Below are 15,502 nucleotides of genomic sequence, written 5' to 3'. Positions count from 1 at the left end.
TGTTTAGTTTGTCAATTCTATATAGTATAATTACTTGCATGAAGAGTTTTGAATGTTGACAGAGTCTGCACAATCTCTTATGATTCTAAACAACAAATACTTATTAGAATAGTGGGGTTTAAGAAATGAAGAAGATTTTATTACCATTTCTATTAATTTTATTGTCCGCAGTTTTGGTTGCTTGCGGCACGAAAGAGGACGATAAGACGAACGGTTCCAATGAAAAACCTACAGAAGAATCGTCGGGTGATTCCGCTGCAAATAATGGCCTGTTAGAAGAAGTGTTAGAAAAAGGTGTACTAAATATTGGAACAGAAGGAACGTACGCACCGTTTTCGTTTCACGATGAATCTGGAAAATTAACGGGCTATGATGTGGAAGTGACTGAAGAAGTCGCAAAGCGTTTAGGCGTGGAAGCGAAGTTTTTTGAAACGCAGTGGGATGCTATTTTTGCGGGGTTGGATGCCAAGCGCTTTGACGTCATCGCCAACCAAGTCGGCATCAATGATGACCGCAAGGCGAAGTACGAGTTCTCTCAGCCATATACACGCTCTCATTCTGTACTGATCATTCATGCAGATGAGCAGATTGCATTTGATGGAATGGAAGGTAAGAAAGCAGCACAAACATTGACGAGTAACTATGGTGAGCTAGCCAAGTCGCATGGTGCAGAAATCATCAAAGTAGACGGCTTTAATCAGGCGGTCGATTTGATCGTCTCCAAGCGGGTGGATGGTACGTACAATGACAAAATTTCCGCTCTAGACTACCTGCAGCAAAAACCAGACGCTCCTATTCAAATAGTGGAAGAGGAAGATACTTCAGCTGAAAATGAATCGGAAAACGCGTTTTTATTCAGACAAGGAAATGAAGATTTAGTTGATGAAATAAACAAAGCGTTAGATGCGATGCGTGAAGACGGTAAGTTGAAAGAGATCTCCGAAAAATGGTTTGGTGAAGATGTTTCTTAATAGTATTGCGTTAAGTCCCGAACGGATACAGAGACTCCAAGAAATCGCATCAACATCCATCGGGCCGTTGATTGAAGGGGCTATTAAGTTCACAATACCTTTGGCGATCATTACATTCATCATTGGGCTTATCATTGCGATCTTTACAGCTCTGGCACGGATTTCTTCCAGCAAAATATTGCGCGGGATTGCACGGGTATATGTTTCCATCATCCGAGGTACTCCATTGTTAGTGCAATTATTTATTATCTTCTACGGACTGCCGACGATCGGGGTTGTTATCGATCCATTCCCATCGGCGGTCATCGGATTTTCATTGAATGTGGGCGCATATGCTTCTGAAATTATTCGGGCTGCGATTCTATCCATTCCTAAAGGCCAATGGGAAGCGGCCTATTCAATCGGCATGAATTATTCTCAGGCATTGCGTAAAATCGTGTTACCACAAGCCGCGCGGGTCTCTGTTCCGCCGCTTTCCAATTCATTTATCGGATTGGTTAAGGACACCTCGCTGGCCGCGACAATTTTGGTGGCAGAGACGTTTAGACGAGCACAAGAAATTGCATCGATGAACTACGAATTTTTATTCGTCTATACCATGGCTGCACTTGTCTACTGGGTGATCTGTTTCATCCTATCAATTATTCAAGGTAGAATTGAAGGGCGACTGGATCGGTTTGTCGGCAAGTCAGGAGGTTTATCATGATTTCGATACAGGGTTTAAGAAAGTCTTTCGGGTCGATGGAAGTTATCAAAAATGTAGACTTGGATATTGAGCAAGGGAAAGTGGTTGTTATCATTGGACCTTCGGGCTCTGGTAAATCTACATTACTACGCTGCCTAAATGTACTGGAAACCCCGAACGGTGGAATCATTTCCATCGACGATCAGCAGTTGGATTTCAACAAGTCCGTATCTAAAAAAGCAATTGGGGCGTTTCGCCAGCTCACGGGCATGGTGTTTCAGGGCTATAATCTATTCCCGCATTTGACTGCAATGGGCAATGTCACTGAAGGATTGACGACGGTCAAAGGGCAGTCCAAGAAAGAAGCAGAGAAAACTGCGGGACAATTGCTGGCGAAAGTGGGATTGGCTGATCATAAAGAAAAATATCCGTACCAGCTTTCGGGTGGCCAGGAACAACGTGTGGCGATTGCACGAGCTCTTGCAATGGATCCGAAAGTGATGTTATTCGACGAGCCGACGTCTGCACTTGATCCGGAGTTGGTCAATGAAGTGCTGCGCGTTATGAAAGACTTGGCTCATGAAGGAATGACTATGGCTGTCGTGACACATGAAATGCGATTTGCACAGGAGGTCGCAGATGAAGTGATCTTCATTGATGGAGGCGTTATTGTAGAAAGAGGAGCGCCTGCGGATATCTTTAACAATCCACAGCATGAGCGGACGAAGAAATTTTTGAGTTTATTGCAGTGATATCAAAAATGCTTGGCTGAGATTCATTCAGCCAAGCATTTTTTATGTCTGATCTTTAAGATTGCAGAGGAGGGTGCCAGCGATAGGTTTCCAGCGGGATTCGGCTGTTTGCATCAAATTCTATTCCTTCCGATTCCAAACGTTCTCGCTGCGTCTCGCCTTTTGATTCGGCATTTTCTGGAGTAGAGATTGTTCCCTTTGCATTGATAATCCGATGCCACGGTAAATCATACTTGGCACTCATCGAATGCAGTATGCGTGCAACTTGTCGGGCACCGCGTGGATTTCCTGCTTCTGCAGCTACTTGACCATACGTCATGACGTGGCCTGGCGGGATTTGTTGGATGATTTTCACAGTGCTTTCCGTAAATGTTTGCAAGATATTGCTCCTTTTTAAAAAAGCGTAGCATAAATTATAGAAGAAGTCACATGAGCCATAGTCATCTGCAAGTTCTATCTTGGCAGTTTCCTCTTGTTCTCCAACTTACTTCGAGCAATAGCTTTTTCTTCCGTGATCAAGTGAAAATGGCAGGAGGCCGCGCCAAAGTCTCGCTGTACCGCACCAAATTTTCATTGGTCCGAACCAACCTCATCGCGTACCGCGCATTTGACAAGTTGTACCGAACCAAACCCCTCTCCAAACGAGCCAAAACAGCCGTACACCGCACATTTCCAACGCCTGTCGAGCCTACCCGGGCGCTTTCCACTTTTGATAAATGATGTGCTATTATTTATGTACAGTTAGAAAGGGGAATGTAAATGGACATTAACACATTAGAATATGCCCAAAAACTTGATTCACAAGATCAATTAGCTTCATATCGGCAAGAATTTTATTTGCCAGAACAGAAAATCTATATGGATGGAAATTCTCTTGGCTTGTTGTCGAGCAGGGCGGAACGAACGTTACTGGAACTGCTTGCTTCATGGAAGACGTTAGGCATTGACGGTTGGACGGAAGGTGCGAACCCATGGTTTTATATGGCGGAGCGATTGGGAGAGCGGATGTGTACATTGGTAGGTGGAAAAGAGTCTGAAGTAATCGCAACGGGTTCAACGACGACGAATTTACATCAGCTCGTGTCGACATTCTATAAGCCGTCAGGTAAGCGAACGAAAATATTGGCGGATGAATTGAATTTTCCTTCTGATATTTATGCACTGCAAAGTCAGATACGTTTGAAAGGCTTGGACCCTGATGAGCAATTGGTTCGTGTGAAAAGCGATGATGGGTTGACACTCGATGAAAAACGGATCATTGAGGCAATGACGGACGAGGTGGCGTTGATTGTGCTGCCAGCTGTGCTTTATCGAAGCGGACAAGTGCTGAATATGAAGGCGCTTACAGAGGCTGCGAATGAAAAAGGTATCCCCATCGGTTTTGACTTATGTCATTCAATCGGAGCGATCCCTCATGAACTTCATGACTGGGGAGCAGACTTCGCATTTTGGTGTACGTATAAACATTTGAATGGCGGACCGGGTTCAGTGGGTGGATTATTCATTCATGAACGGCATTTCGGAAAAGCGGCTGGACTCGCAGGTTGGTTTGGCTCAGATAAGACGAAGCAATTTGACATGGATCATAAAATGACAGCGTCTGCTAACGCGGGGGCATATCAGATTGGGACACCACATATATTGAGCTTGGCGCCGCTGATCGGTTCGTTGGAGATATTTGAAGAGCTTGGAATGGAGCGAATTCGGGAGAAATCTCTTGCGCTCACGAGCTATATGCTGGAATGCATCGAAGGCGAATTGAGCGATTTTTCTTTCGGCATCGGCAATCCGATTGATTCCACAAGAGGCGGTCACCTTTTATTGCTGCATGAAGAGGCGGCAAGGATTTGTCAGGCATTGAAAGCGGAAAGTGTCATTCCGGATTTCCGAGCGCCGGACGGTATTCGCTTGGCACCGGTTGCGCTTTATAATTCATTTGAAGATGTGTGGCACACAGTGCAAATCTTAAAAAGAATTATGAAGGATGAGACGTATAAACAATTTCCGAATGAACGAGGTGTTGTAGCATGACGAGTGAATGGATTGATATTACACAACCGCTGACTAAAAATATTGCAGAATGGCCGGGAGATACTCCGTTTTCGTATGAAGTAGCTGTGTCGAAGGAGCAGTCTGGGTCGGTCAATATCGGCAAGTTAACGATGAGCACCCATATTGGGACACATACCGATGCGCCGTTTCATTATGACGCCGAAGGGTTGCGGATCTTGGATTTGCCTATAGATCTTTACATCGGCAGCGCTTGTTTGATTGATGTGGCAGGGGTGGATTGTGTAACGCGGGCAGACTTGGAACATGTGAATTTCGAGGGGGCAGAACGGATTTTATTGAGAACAGGCAGTCATCCGACATCAACGAAATTTCCGGAACGTTTCACGGTAATTGGTGAAGATGTAGGGCCCTTGTTGAAAGAGCGCGGTGTGCGGTTACTTGGAGTAGATACACCTTCCGTTGATGCGGAGGATAGTAAGGAATTGCTTGCGCATCATTCCCTATATCGCAATGATGTCATCATTATAGAAAATTTAGTATTGCATTCATTGGAGCCTGGTCAGTATGAATTGATCGCTTTGCCTTTAGCACTGGCAGAAGCAGATGGCAGCCCGGTTCGTGCAGTCGTTAGGAAGTGGGAATCATGACGGAAAAAGGGATTCATACAGATTTTCGTGAGTCGATGACATATGGTGAGTATTTAAATTTGGATAAAGTGTTGTCGAGTCAAGAACGTTTATCGGGGCACCATGACGAAATGCTGTTTATCATTATCCACCAAGTGAATGAGCTGTGGATGAAATTAATTTTGCATGAGCTTGAAACAGCGATTGATTCGATTCAGAAAGATGAGTTGCCGGAAGCTTTCAAGATGCTTGCCCGTGTGTCGAAAGTCCAAACCCAGATTATTCAAGCGTGGGATGTGCTCGCTACACTGACACCTGCAGAATATATGGAGTTCCGCGATAGTTTGGGGCGTGCGTCTGGTTTCCAATCGTATCAGAATCGGTTGATCGAATTTGCACTAGGTTATAAGCAACCGCAGATTATCCAAATTTATGAGAAGGATCCGAAACTATCCGAGGCGTTAGAAAAAGCCTATCATGCGCCGGGTATTTACGACGTGGCGATTCAAGCTTTGGCACGTGCAGGTTTCCCGATCAACCCTGAATTGCTGAAGCGCGATTTCTCTATTACGTACGCAGGTGATCCAAGTGTGGCAGCTGCCTGGCTTGAAGTATACCGTGATGTGGATCGCTATTGGGATCTTTATCAACTTGCAGAAAAGTTGGTGGACATTGAAGACAGTCATCAGCAATGGCGATTTAGACATATGAAGACTGTTGAGCGTATCATCGGTTTCAAAACAGGAACTGGCGGTTCATCAGGCGTTAGTTACTTGAAGTCTGTACTAGATCATCGCTTCTTTCCAGAGCTGTGGGACGTGCGTACTAAAATTTGACAGACTGGCAAGCTAGCAACTATGATAGAAATTAAAATAATCAGAAAACGAAAGGTGGTCGATGTATTGAAAAAGAAATCGTGGGGTCATCTGTTGCTTGCATTCGCTCTACTGTTGCAGCTTGCTGTGCTTCCATTGAAAACCGTTGCCGCAGAACCTGAAAAGTCACCAACTTGGATTGCTCCAATCAATTATTTAGCACTTGGGGATTCATTGGCTTTTGGTATTAATTCCACGGGAGAGCCAGGTAAAGGGTATGTGGACTTTTTGGCGGATGAGTTAGCAAAACAGGAAGTATTGCAAACGAGTAATAAAGGTTTTTCGTTTCCTGGCTATACGTCTAGTGATGTGCTGAAAGATTTGCAGACAGACATTTCAAAGCCCGTAATTGGTACAGGCAGTCAAGATAAAACCGCGGCTCTTCATCAGTCAATCAAGGAAGCTAATTTAATTACATTGACCGCTGGCGCCAATGATGTGCTTCCATATTTCAAGTTTGATGAAAGTACGGGGAAACCAGACTTCAACCTGGAAGAGATTCAAGCTGCTATGACGAAGGTTGGGGGGAATATCCAGCAGATTTTGGCGAAAATCTATCAATTGAATCCTGAAGCACAAGTATATGTGATGGGGTATTACAATTCATTCCCGCATATGCCTGCTGAGCTTCAACCTCAAATTGCACAGCTTGTAAAGGGATTAAATGGTGCAATTCAAGGTGGAATGCAAGGTACACCAGCTAAATTTGTTCAAACAGATGAATTAATTGCGAAGGACTTTTCAAAGTATTTACCAAACCCTAAAAATATTCACTTAAGTGAGGCGGGCTACCAAGTAGTAGCAGGTGCATTCCAAGAATCATTGATGAATAATTATCCGTGGTTTCCGAAAGATGTACTGACAGCGGAAGCAAAAGATCAATCCACTGTCGTATTGAATTGGGAGCCAGTTATTGATACAGGAATGATCATGACGTATCAAGTGTACAATGGCGACAAAATGGTAGGCGAAGTGATGGGCCCTGTTTTAACTTATGAAATTGGCGACCTGCAGCCAGACAAAGAATATCAATTCTCTATCCAAGCTGTAGATCAGCATGGTAAAAAGAGCATGCATACCATCAAAACGTCGTATACACTAGAAAAGGTACCAGTAGAGCCAACTGTCACTTTTAAAGATATTTCGAATCATTGGGCGAAAGATGTGATTGAATTGGCAGCGGAGAAAGGTATTGTAGGAGGCTACTCGGATCATACATTCCGTCCTGACAAGTCTTTGACACGCGCTCAGGCTACTTCCATTATCGTACGTGCATTGGATTTGAAGCCAAAGAGCAACAACATGCCATTTGATGATTTGGCATATTATGCAGATAGCACAAAAGCAGATATTCAAGCCGCTTACGATCACGGACTGATTAACGGGGTAAATGGGCAGTTCATGCCAAATCAATCGATCAGTCGTGCACAATTGGCATTATTGCTCAGCCGTACCTATGAAGCAACTACTGGAAAACCATTCACACCTACAATCGCTGCACCATTTAAGGACATCCAGAACTTTGCAAAAGAAACGCAAGGGGCAATCGCAGGATTGTATCAGCTAAATATTGCAACAGGAGATCAAGGGAAGTTCATGCCGAACGCTCCAACGACTCGAGCACACGCAGCGAAGATGATTGTTAATTCCTTGGAAGCGATCGGACAATAATAGAAAGGAAGGGCTTGGATACACCAAGTCCTTCCTTTTTTTAGATTTCTTCTGATTCTTACTTTACAAACAAAGGAATATATGGTTTACTATAATGATTAGTTAGCCTAACTAATCATTGAGAGGAAGATAAAATATGAAACGTCAACAAACGTTTTTTACAGAGTATTTTCAAGTCTATCGTCCTGTGCTGAATCGATTGAATATGCTACTTGCGCCGCACAATTTATTTCATTCTCAATGGGGGATATTGAAGCTATTGAAGCTGGAAGGTGAAATGACTTCGGCAGAAATTGCCTTACGTCAACAAGTAGAAAAACCAAGTGTCACAAAGATTGTTCAACGTTTAGTAGAAATGAATTTAGTCAGTGTACGTCCTGGAACAGATCGCCGTGAAAAGTGGATTGGTTTGACAGCGACTGGTCAGAATACAGTGGAGACAATTATGGCGGAATTAGAAATATTGTATTGTGAACTATTGAATGGAATTGAACTTGAAGAGCTTGAATCTGCAATTCGAGTTATGGAGTTCGCGAGAAAAAATCTGAACAACTAAGAGAGTGATTAAATGGACAATAAAACTATATGGACAAGGGACTTTATCGTCACTTCTATCATAAATTTCTTTTTAATGCTAGTCATGTATTTGCTAATGGTGACCATTGCGCCGTATTCAGTAAAAGAATATGGTGTATCAACAGGCGTGGCGGGGTTGGTCTCAGGCATATTCATCATCGGAACTCTTATGTCCCGGCTAGCTATCGGTGGACTAATTGAAAAAATCGGCAGCAGAAGACTTTTATTGATCGGATTGGCGATCATTGTTCTGGCTTCTGTCTTTTATTTTGGAGCTGATAACTTGCCTTTACTGATGGCGAATCGATTTTTCCATGGAATCGGTTTAGGAATTTCATCTACAGCTACCGGTACGATGGTTGCGCAGATGCTGCCGCCTTCGCGAAGAGGCGAAGGAATTGGATATTTCAGCCTTAGTGCAGTTTTGGCAACGGCAATTGGTCCGTTCTTTGGAATTTACCTTAGTCAACACTATGACTATCAAGTGTTATTTTTGTTCTGTTTAGCGCTTAGTATATGTTGCGCAGCGATGTTCTTTTTCGTCAAGAAATCGCCAATGGTCATGCCTGCAAAGAATATCCAAGCAAAAACAGAAAAGTTGGGGATACATGGTTTATTGGAAAGAAGGGCGTTGCCTATTGCATTTGTGACGTTATTGGCTGCCGTTGCCTATTCAGGTGTATTATCGTTTATTTCGTTTTATGCGGAAGAAATCAATTTGGTAAGTGCCGCGAGTTTCTTCTTTTTAGTGTATGCTGTTGCCGTGCTGTTTTCTAGACCGTTTACTGGTCGGTTGCTGGATGTGAAAGGAAATAAGTTCGTTATCTATCCATCACTTGTTCTGTTTGCAGGAGGCCTTTTATTACTGAGTGGAGCACAAGCCGGCTGGATGTTGCTTCTGGCTGGAGGTATCTTGGGTCTAGGTTTTGGTAATTTCCAGTCATGTGCACAGGCGATTGCATTGCAGGGAGTAAAACCTGAACGTCTTGGTGTAGCTACTTCCACGTTCTTCATCTTTTTGGACTTCGGCTTTGGCTTCGGACCATATGTAATAGGGTCACTCGTACCGATCATCGGTTACCGGAAGTTGTATGTAGTCCTGATGATTGTTGTATTGGCGGCACTTGCTCTATTTATGTTGTTTAGTAAAATTCAACAATCTAAGTCCAAGCGAGTAACAGTTGAATAATCATGAGAATAAATGAAGGGCACTCACATCAAAAGACACTACGATAAATTCGTAGTGTCTTTTGTATGGAAAGGCAATGCCATAACCAATGTGGTTTAGTTCGTATAGTTATCGAAGTAGCCTTGAATAAAGACAATAGGTGTTCCTTTATCACCGCTGCCTGAAGTTAAATCAGATAAAGAGCCGATCAGGTCTGTCAGCTTACGCGGTGTAGTACCTTGCGAAGCCATGGAGCCCATAAGGTCCGTGTCTTTTTTCTCTATATAGGCTGAAACTGCCTTTTTCAGTTCTTCTCCACGTAAATCAGAGAAATCATTATCAGCCAAGTACTTCAGTTTTACTTCATTAGGAATGCCGTCCAATCCACCAGTATAGGCAGGAGAAACAACAGGATCTGCCAGTTCCCAAATCTTACCGACAGGATCTTTGAACGCACCGTCTCCGTAGATCATGACTTCAATATGTTTTCCTGTTTCCTTTTTCAGCATGGCTTGAATATTATCCACAACAGGCTGACAATTATGCGGGAAAAGCTTGATGCTATCTTCTTGTGCTTTGTTTGCGCCTAACAAGCCAAACTGTTCATTATATCCACTGCCGTCAATCGATTCTGTAAGTATATCGTCCAGGCTGTAGATCTTTATGGCGCCATTTGCTTCAAGAATGCGTTTCGATCTGAATCGTGTATGAATATCACATGTTAATACTGTTTTTGTGTAATCTAAAATTGTTTTAGCATTGTTGGAGAAAATCACTTCATGTTCGACGCCGAATTCATCCATTAATGATTTGTAGTATTCAATGTAATCAACGCCGGTGAAAGGGTGTTTATTATCGCCGAAATGCGCACGGAACTCTTCCTCTGTCAAAACATCAGTCCACGGGTTGACTCCTTTTTCGTCTAAACGATCAAGCTCTACTAAGTGGTTACCGACTTCATCGGAAGGATAGCTAAGCATCAAAACAATTTTCTTTGCGCCTTTCGCGATTCCACGTAAACAGTTCCCAAATCGATTTCGGCTGAGGATAGGGAAGATAACGCCAATCGTATCGTCACCGAATTTTGTTTCGATATCTTTTGCGATGTGGTCAATCGTTGCATAATTACCTTGTGCACGTGCCACGATCGATTCAGTAATCGAGACAATATCCTTATCCTGAAACGAAATATTTTCAACTTTAGAAGCTTCCAATACACTGTCTACTACGATCTGTTCGATATTGTCACCTTCATTGATGATCGGGCAACGCAATCCTCTGACAACCGTCCCTACTACTCTTTCCAAATCAATCGCTCCTTAGTGAAACTTAATTTGATCACTCTTCTTTGTATTATAACGTGCTTTTGTGATATAAGTAAAATTAATATACTTAATAGGTGGTATAAGGGGTGGTTATATGTCGATTAACTTGGAGTGGTATAAAGTCTTTCGCAAAGTCGTCCAAAATGAGAGCTTTTCCAAGGCGGCAAGACAATTATTCATGACGCAGCCAGCCGTCAGCCAGATCATATCTCAGCTCGAACGAGAACTGGATACACGGCTGTTTAACCGGACATCTAAAGGTGTATCGCTGACAGATGAAGGTTCATTGCTATTCGAATATGTCAACTCAGCTTTAAATTTGATTGATGCAGGCAATGAAAAATTATACGAGCTGAAGAACTTATCGGCGGGTGAACTGAAAATTGGTGTAGGAGATACTATTTCCCGTTACTATTTATTGCCCTACTTGGAAGCATTCCATACCAATTATCCAAGTATTCGTTTTAAAATTATTAACGGAACGACTGTGGAGTTGATTGCAGCCTTAAAATCCGGAGAAGCGGATATCGCGGTTTGCAATTTCCCTGTAGAGGATGAAACATTAGAAAAAAGAGTATGCTTTGATGTGCAAGATGCGTTTGTCTATGGTGATCGATTCAAAAAATTATTCTTGCGACCTGTCCCATTACAGGAGTTAACAAAGTTGCCGTTAATTTTATTGGAATCGAAATCTAACTCGCGCCAATATGTAGAAGACTTTCTATCAGAAAAAGGAGTGAAGATCTATCCCGAATTCGAGTTGGGGTCGCATGAATTGCTGCTGGAATTTGCGCAAATTAATTTAGGTATTGCGTGTGTGGTCAAGGAGTTTTCTGCAGACTATCTGGACTCAGGCAAGCTGCAGGAAGTAGAGTTTCTGGAACCTATTCCGAAAAGAAGCATAGGAGTATGCTATTTAAAAGGTGTTTCTTTGTCACCTTCCGCGTCTAAATTCATTGAGATTCTTGAGAAAGACTGAATGGAAAAAGATAAGAAAAGTCGGATAGAATCAAATTCATCCGACTTTAGTATGTTCTTATTAATAGATTTCACGATTCCAGAAGCGGTGCTCTGCAACAGTATTTACCCATTGCTTGCCATCTCCTGAAACAGTCAAGTCTAACAGTATTCCTGGCCCTGGTTTGGCTTGCGTTTTCTCAAACAGCGCTTTTAGCATTTGGCGCTATGCCAATTGGCTTGTAGTGCATATATGCCTCGTTCACAAAATCAGCTACATCCTTTTCAAACTTATTTTGCTGCTGTGCTTGTCCGCCAGCGACATACAGAGCATCATACAGTACAGAATGGACAGTCAAGAAAGTTTCATCGACAACTACTGTCGATCCACCTTTACCAGTCAACGTACCGAATTTCTCGCTTATAATATGAATTGACATGCCTGCATCCAACGACGTTTTTATGATTGGCTCCAGAATAGTTTCGTCAAACTGATCTGCAATCAACACCGCTACTTTACGTGTATCGGGCAACTTCGCCTTGTTTTCCTGGCTGAGGGCAGGGGAAGCTTTCCTTACATCGGATTGTTCTGCATTCAACGGAGCATTGACACCGACTGCCTGTGCTACCTTTGTCATCATATCTACATCCACATTGGCAAACATGTCGACGACTTGCTGTCGCACATTCATGTTCTTCACTTTCCCAACTTCGAAGCTAAAAGCCTCAATAATATGCTGCTTTTCTGCCAAGGACATACTCTTCCAGAATAAACGGGCTTGCGAGAAGTGATCTTTGAATGAATCACTTCTCGCTTGTATTTTCCGTCCGTCAACATTTTCTTGGTAATGCGCATAGCCGCCGTCTTCCTCTGAAGAAGTGTTCGGCTTGTTGTCAGCGAGCGAGTTTTTATGATAGCTTACTTGTCCTACGTTAATCGTTTGTCTACCGTAGCCATCGCGTTGGTTGTTGTGAAATGGACAGACAGGACGGTTGATTGGCAGCTCGTGGAAGTTCGGACCCCCAAGCCGGATTAGTTGTGTATCTGTATAAGAGAATAATCGTCCCTGTAATAATGGATCGTTTGTGAAATCAATACCTGGCACCACACTGCCTGGATGAAATGCTACTTGTTCAGTTTCCGCAAAAACATTATCCACATTGCGATTTAATGTCATTTTCCCGATGATCTTCACTGGCACTTCTTCTTCAGGCCAAATTTTCGTCGGATCAAGAATATCGAAATCAAATTTGAACTCATCTTTCTCCTCTAACAGCTGAACGCCGAGCTCGAATTCCACGAAATTGCCATTTTCAATTGATTCCCATAAGTCACGTCGATGAAAGTCAGGGTCTTTCCCGCTGATCTTCTGTGCTTCATCCCAAACTAGTGAATGAACGCCTAGCTTCGGTTTCCAATGGAATTTTACGAAATGTGCTTTGCCTTGTTCATTGATAAAGCGGAATGTATTAACTCCAAACCCTTCCATCATCCGGAAGCTTCTTGGAATTGCGCGGTCGGACATGTGCCACATGACCATATGTGCAGATTCTTGATTATTGGCAACAAAATCCCAAAATGTATCATGAGCTGAAGCGGCTTGCGGCATTTCGTTATGTGGCTCAGGCTTCACTGCATGGATTAAATCAGGAAACTTAATGGCATCTTGAATGAAGAATACTGGCATATTATTGCCGACAAGATCGTAGTTTCCCTCTTCCGTATAAAACTTCACAGCAAAACCACGTACATCGCGCACGGTTTCAGCAGATCCTTTGCTTCCAGCTACTGTAGAAAAGCGAGTGAAGACCGGTGTTTTCGAGCCAGGCTCTTGCAAGAAACCAGCCTTCGTATATTTTTTCATCGACTCATATAATTCGAATTCGCCGTGTGCGGCATACCCACGTGCATGGACAGCTCTCTCTGGAATTCGTTCATGGTCAAAATGCGTTATTTTCTCACGGAAGTGAAAGTCCTCCATTAAAGTGGGGCCGCGTGTTCCTGCCTTTAATGAATGTTCATCCTCCGTAATCTTTAGACCTTGATTGGTCGTCATCGGTTTCTTTTGGTCATGTATACGAAAGGTTTCCAACTGTTTATTTTTGCTGTTACTGTTTATTTTGCGATTGTTGTTCACAAAAAATCCTCCCAACGTAAAATAGTTGTCTGCTTTTCTATTCCCGAATTAAATAGGAGTAAACAATAACTAGATACGCCCCGAACGCACAATAGAGAACAGCAGATATGCAAACAGAAGCGTCGCAATCAAAGCACCTACTTCTATGAGTGGAAGGCGGAAGAACATGGCGGTCTGACCAGCGATAGCAGATCCGATGATGAGACCGACCATCAGGATACTGAACGCCAGCAAAACGATACTGAATGATAGTCGATTAGCGATCTTGTCAAATCGTCGAAAAATGATGGTTGACTCTTTCAGCCCGACGTCCAAATCGACTTTTCCTTTTTGTATGGTTTTGACGGCTTTCTTAATATCGCTTGGCAGTTCTGCTATGATTTCCGCATTCTTAACTAACGAATGCCAACTATTTTCAACTAGATAGCGGGGATCGAATTGTCTTAGCATCATCTTCTTACCATAAGGCTCAATGGCTTTCATAATGCTGAAGGAAGGATCTAGTTTACTGAGAACACCTTCCAACGTTAGAATGACCTTTGAAAGAATTGCAATTTCATTTGGAAGTCGGATGCGATAACGGTAGGCGATTGAAAAAACTTCCATGAACACATCACTGAGTTTCAAGTCGTTCAAAGAAGCTTCGTAATACTTTCGCTGAATGATTTGCAAATCACGATATAAGGCGGCAATATTGGTGTTTTCGTCAAGAATATCCATGTCAGAAAACACATCGATCAGTCGCTCGATATTTCCTTTCCGTAAAGCGAACATAAGAGAGATAAAATGGTATGTCATTTCCTTGCTAAGTTGACCGACCATACCGAAGTCTATAAAGTAAATGACGTTTCCTGAGGTCACGAATATGTTGCCTGGATGCGGGTCGCCATGAAAAAAGCCGTGTTCCATCACTTGCGAGAGCATGGAGTCGGCTATTCGTTCAGCTAAGAGCTGGCGGTCATAGCCCTCCGCATCCAACTGTTTTGTATTACTCACTTTTATACCAGTAATTAACTCTGTCGTTAACACAGTACGTGTAGAATACTCGTCATAAACGTATGGAATTTGAATTTCGGGTACTTTCGTGAATTGCCGGGCAACTCGTTCCGAATTGCGGGCTTCTAACTGATAATCCAATTCCTCCCGCAATGAATGGGAAAATTCATAGATGAGATCACGCAGACGATAGGTCTTGGCCCACGCCATATTCTTCTCCAAAAAACTCGCTAAATCATGCAGTATCGCCAAATCTGTTTCCACTTGACGCTGGATATTTGGGCGCTGCACTTTCACCGCAACCAGTTCACCTGAGATCAATCGAGCTCGGTGCACTTGCCCGATTGATGCAGAAGCAAGAGGCTCTTCATCAAATTCTTGAAAAAACTCTTCCATGGTCCCTGCTAGCTGATGCTCGATAATTTCCCGTACTTCCACAAAAGGAAATGCTTCCACATGATCCTGCAACTGTTCAAGTTCCACTGCGATTTCTTCAGGCACTAAGTCACGTCGTCCACTGGCGATTTGACCAAGTTTGACGAATGTAGGCCCAAGTTGTTCCAATGCGATTCGTAATTTTTTTCCGACGTGATATAAATTCAAATCCGCTTCCTCGTCTGTGGCGGAGAATTTACGATCTGTTATACCTAATCGAAATAAAACATGACTAAATCCATTTTTTAAAAATACATTTAAGATTTCTTGAGAACGTTGTGCATTCTTCATTTTTCTTTTCAACATAGAGAACA

General features: G+C 42.9%; 14 protein-coding genes. 10 read left to right on the top strand and 4 right to left on the bottom strand.

Annotation, left to right across the window (positions count from 1 at the left end):
* The first annotated feature begins 125 nt into the window (after positions 1-125).
* From H7J92_RS10805 to H7J92_RS10795, 3 genes are read left to right on the top strand one after another with little or no spacing between them, the layout of a single operon-like run.
* Positions 126-971 carry an amino acid ABC transporter substrate-binding protein gene (locus H7J92_RS10805; RefSeq protein ID WP_009499161.1) on the top strand — a complete coding sequence of 282 codons (846 nt, stop codon included), beginning with the start codon at positions 126-128 and terminating at the stop codon, positions 969-971.
* Positions 961-1,677, top strand: coding sequence for an amino acid ABC transporter permease (locus H7J92_RS10800; RefSeq protein WP_009499160.1), 717 nt, complete (start codon positions 961-963; stop codon positions 1,675-1,677). Before H7J92_RS10805 ends, H7J92_RS10800 begins: the two co-directional genes overlap by 11 nt.
* Positions 1,674-2,408 carry an amino acid ABC transporter ATP-binding protein gene (locus tag H7J92_RS10795; RefSeq protein WP_009499159.1) on the top strand — a complete coding sequence of 245 codons (735 nt, stop codon included), beginning with the start codon at positions 1,674-1,676 and terminating at the stop codon, positions 2,406-2,408. The genes H7J92_RS10800 and H7J92_RS10795 overlap by 4 nt, the downstream gene beginning before the upstream one ends.
* A gap of 55 nt (positions 2,409-2,463) precedes the next feature.
* Here H7J92_RS10795 and H7J92_RS10790 read toward each other — a convergent pair whose 3' ends face one another.
* On the bottom strand, positions 2,464-2,787 hold the full coding sequence (locus H7J92_RS10790; RefSeq protein WP_009499158.1) for an MGMT family protein: 324 nt from the start codon (positions 2,785-2,787) through the stop codon (positions 2,464-2,466).
* A gap of 380 nt (positions 2,788-3,167) precedes the next feature.
* Between H7J92_RS10790 and kynU the strand changes: the two genes are divergently transcribed.
* The 6 genes from kynU to H7J92_RS10760 all read left to right on the top strand — a co-directional run bounded on the left by kynU (position 3,168) and on the right by H7J92_RS10760 (position 9,358).
* A complete protein-coding gene (kynU, locus tag H7J92_RS10785) occupies positions 3,168-4,439 on the top strand; it encodes a kynureninase (RefSeq protein WP_221836952.1) in 1,272 nt (423 codons plus the stop codon).
* The gene (kynB, locus tag H7J92_RS10780; RefSeq protein ID WP_221836950.1) at positions 4,436-5,068 is read left to right on the top strand and encodes an arylformamidase; all 633 of its coding nucleotides are present in this window, start codon (positions 4,436-4,438) and stop codon (positions 5,066-5,068) included. The genes kynU and kynB overlap by 4 nt, the downstream gene beginning before the upstream one ends.
* On the top strand, positions 5,065-5,883 hold the full coding sequence (gene kynA / locus H7J92_RS10775; RefSeq protein WP_221836948.1) for a tryptophan 2,3-dioxygenase: 819 nt from the start codon (positions 5,065-5,067) through the stop codon (positions 5,881-5,883). The genes kynB and kynA overlap by 4 nt, the downstream gene beginning before the upstream one ends.
* A gap of 66 nt (positions 5,884-5,949) precedes the next feature.
* Positions 5,950-7,593, top strand: coding sequence for an S-layer homology domain-containing protein (locus H7J92_RS10770; protein WP_221836947.1), 1,644 nt, complete (start codon positions 5,950-5,952; stop codon positions 7,591-7,593).
* 136 nt (positions 7,594-7,729) lie between these two features.
* On the top strand, positions 7,730-8,149 hold the full coding sequence (locus H7J92_RS10765; protein ID WP_221836945.1) for a MarR family winged helix-turn-helix transcriptional regulator: 420 nt from the start codon (positions 7,730-7,732) through the stop codon (positions 8,147-8,149).
* A 12-nt stretch (positions 8,150-8,161) separates the two neighbouring features.
* A complete protein-coding gene (locus H7J92_RS10760; protein WP_009499152.1) occupies positions 8,162-9,358 on the top strand; it encodes an MFS transporter in 1,197 nt (398 codons plus the stop codon).
* Positions 9,359-9,453: 95 nt separating this feature from the next.
* On the opposite strand, the gene H7J92_RS10755 is transcribed toward H7J92_RS10760, so the two are convergent.
* The gene (locus H7J92_RS10755) at positions 9,454-10,644 is read right to left on the bottom strand and encodes a coenzyme F420-0:L-glutamate ligase (protein WP_009499151.1); all 1,191 of its coding nucleotides are present in this window, start codon (positions 10,642-10,644) and stop codon (positions 9,454-9,456) included.
* Between the two features lie 112 nt (positions 10,645-10,756).
* Here H7J92_RS10755 and H7J92_RS10750 point away from each other — a divergent pair, with 112 nt between their 5' ends.
* Positions 10,757-11,641: a LysR family transcriptional regulator gene (locus H7J92_RS10750; protein WP_009499150.1), complete on the top strand. Its 885-nt coding sequence runs from the start codon at positions 10,757-10,759 to the stop codon at positions 11,639-11,641.
* A gap of 178 nt (positions 11,642-11,819) precedes the next feature.
* Here the strand turns inward: H7J92_RS10750 and H7J92_RS10745 are convergent, their stop codons facing one another.
* Positions 11,820-13,757, bottom strand: a complete 1,938-nt coding sequence (locus H7J92_RS10745; protein ID WP_221836943.1) for a catalase — start codon at positions 13,755-13,757, stop codon at positions 11,820-11,822.
* A gap of 69 nt (positions 13,758-13,826) precedes the next feature.
* On the bottom strand, positions 13,827-15,494 hold the full coding sequence (locus H7J92_RS10740; protein ID WP_221836941.1) for an ABC1 kinase family protein: 1,668 nt from the start codon (positions 15,492-15,494) through the stop codon (positions 13,827-13,829).
* Positions 15,495-15,502 lie beyond the last annotated feature (8 nt).

Source organism: Sporosarcina aquimarina, from assembly GCF_019748715.1.
GTDB lineage: Bacteria > Bacillota > Bacilli > Bacillales_A > Planococcaceae > Sporosarcina > Sporosarcina newyorkensis.
The sequence above is the reverse complement of the archived record's forward strand: the minus strand, read 5'-3'. Positions and strand labels throughout refer to the sequence as shown.

Excerpts from the sequence above, each read along its gene's own strand:
- H7J92_RS10765 (WP_221836945.1), top strand. The coding sequence starts at position 7,730 with ATGAAACGTCAACAAACGTTTTTTACAGAGTATTTTCAAGTCTATCGT.
- H7J92_RS10795 (WP_009499159.1), top strand. The coding sequence starts at position 1,674 with ATGATTTCGATACAGGGTTTAAGAAAGTCTTTCGGGTCGATGGAAGTT.
- H7J92_RS10760 (WP_009499152.1), top strand. The coding sequence starts at position 8,162 with ATGGACAATAAAACTATATGGACAAGGGACTTTATCGTCACTTCTATC.
- H7J92_RS10805 (WP_009499161.1), top strand. The coding sequence starts at position 126 with ATGAAGAAGATTTTATTACCATTTCTATTAATTTTATTGTCCGCAGTT.
- kynA (WP_221836948.1), top strand. The coding sequence starts at position 5,065 with ATGACGGAAAAAGGGATTCATACAGATTTTCGTGAGTCGATGACATAT.
- H7J92_RS10800 (WP_009499160.1), top strand. The coding sequence starts at position 961 with ATGTTTCTTAATAGTATTGCGTTAAGTCCCGAACGGATACAGAGACTC.
- kynB (WP_221836950.1), top strand. The coding sequence starts at position 4,436 with ATGACGAGTGAATGGATTGATATTACACAACCGCTGACTAAAAATATT.
- kynU (WP_221836952.1), top strand. The coding sequence starts at position 3,168 with ATGGACATTAACACATTAGAATATGCCCAAAAACTTGATTCACAAGAT.
- H7J92_RS10750 (WP_009499150.1), top strand. The coding sequence starts at position 10,757 with ATGTCGATTAACTTGGAGTGGTATAAAGTCTTTCGCAAAGTCGTCCAA.
- H7J92_RS10740 (WP_221836941.1), bottom strand. The coding sequence starts at position 15,494 with ATGTTGAAAAGAAAAATGAAGAATGCACAACGTTCTCAAGAAATCTTA.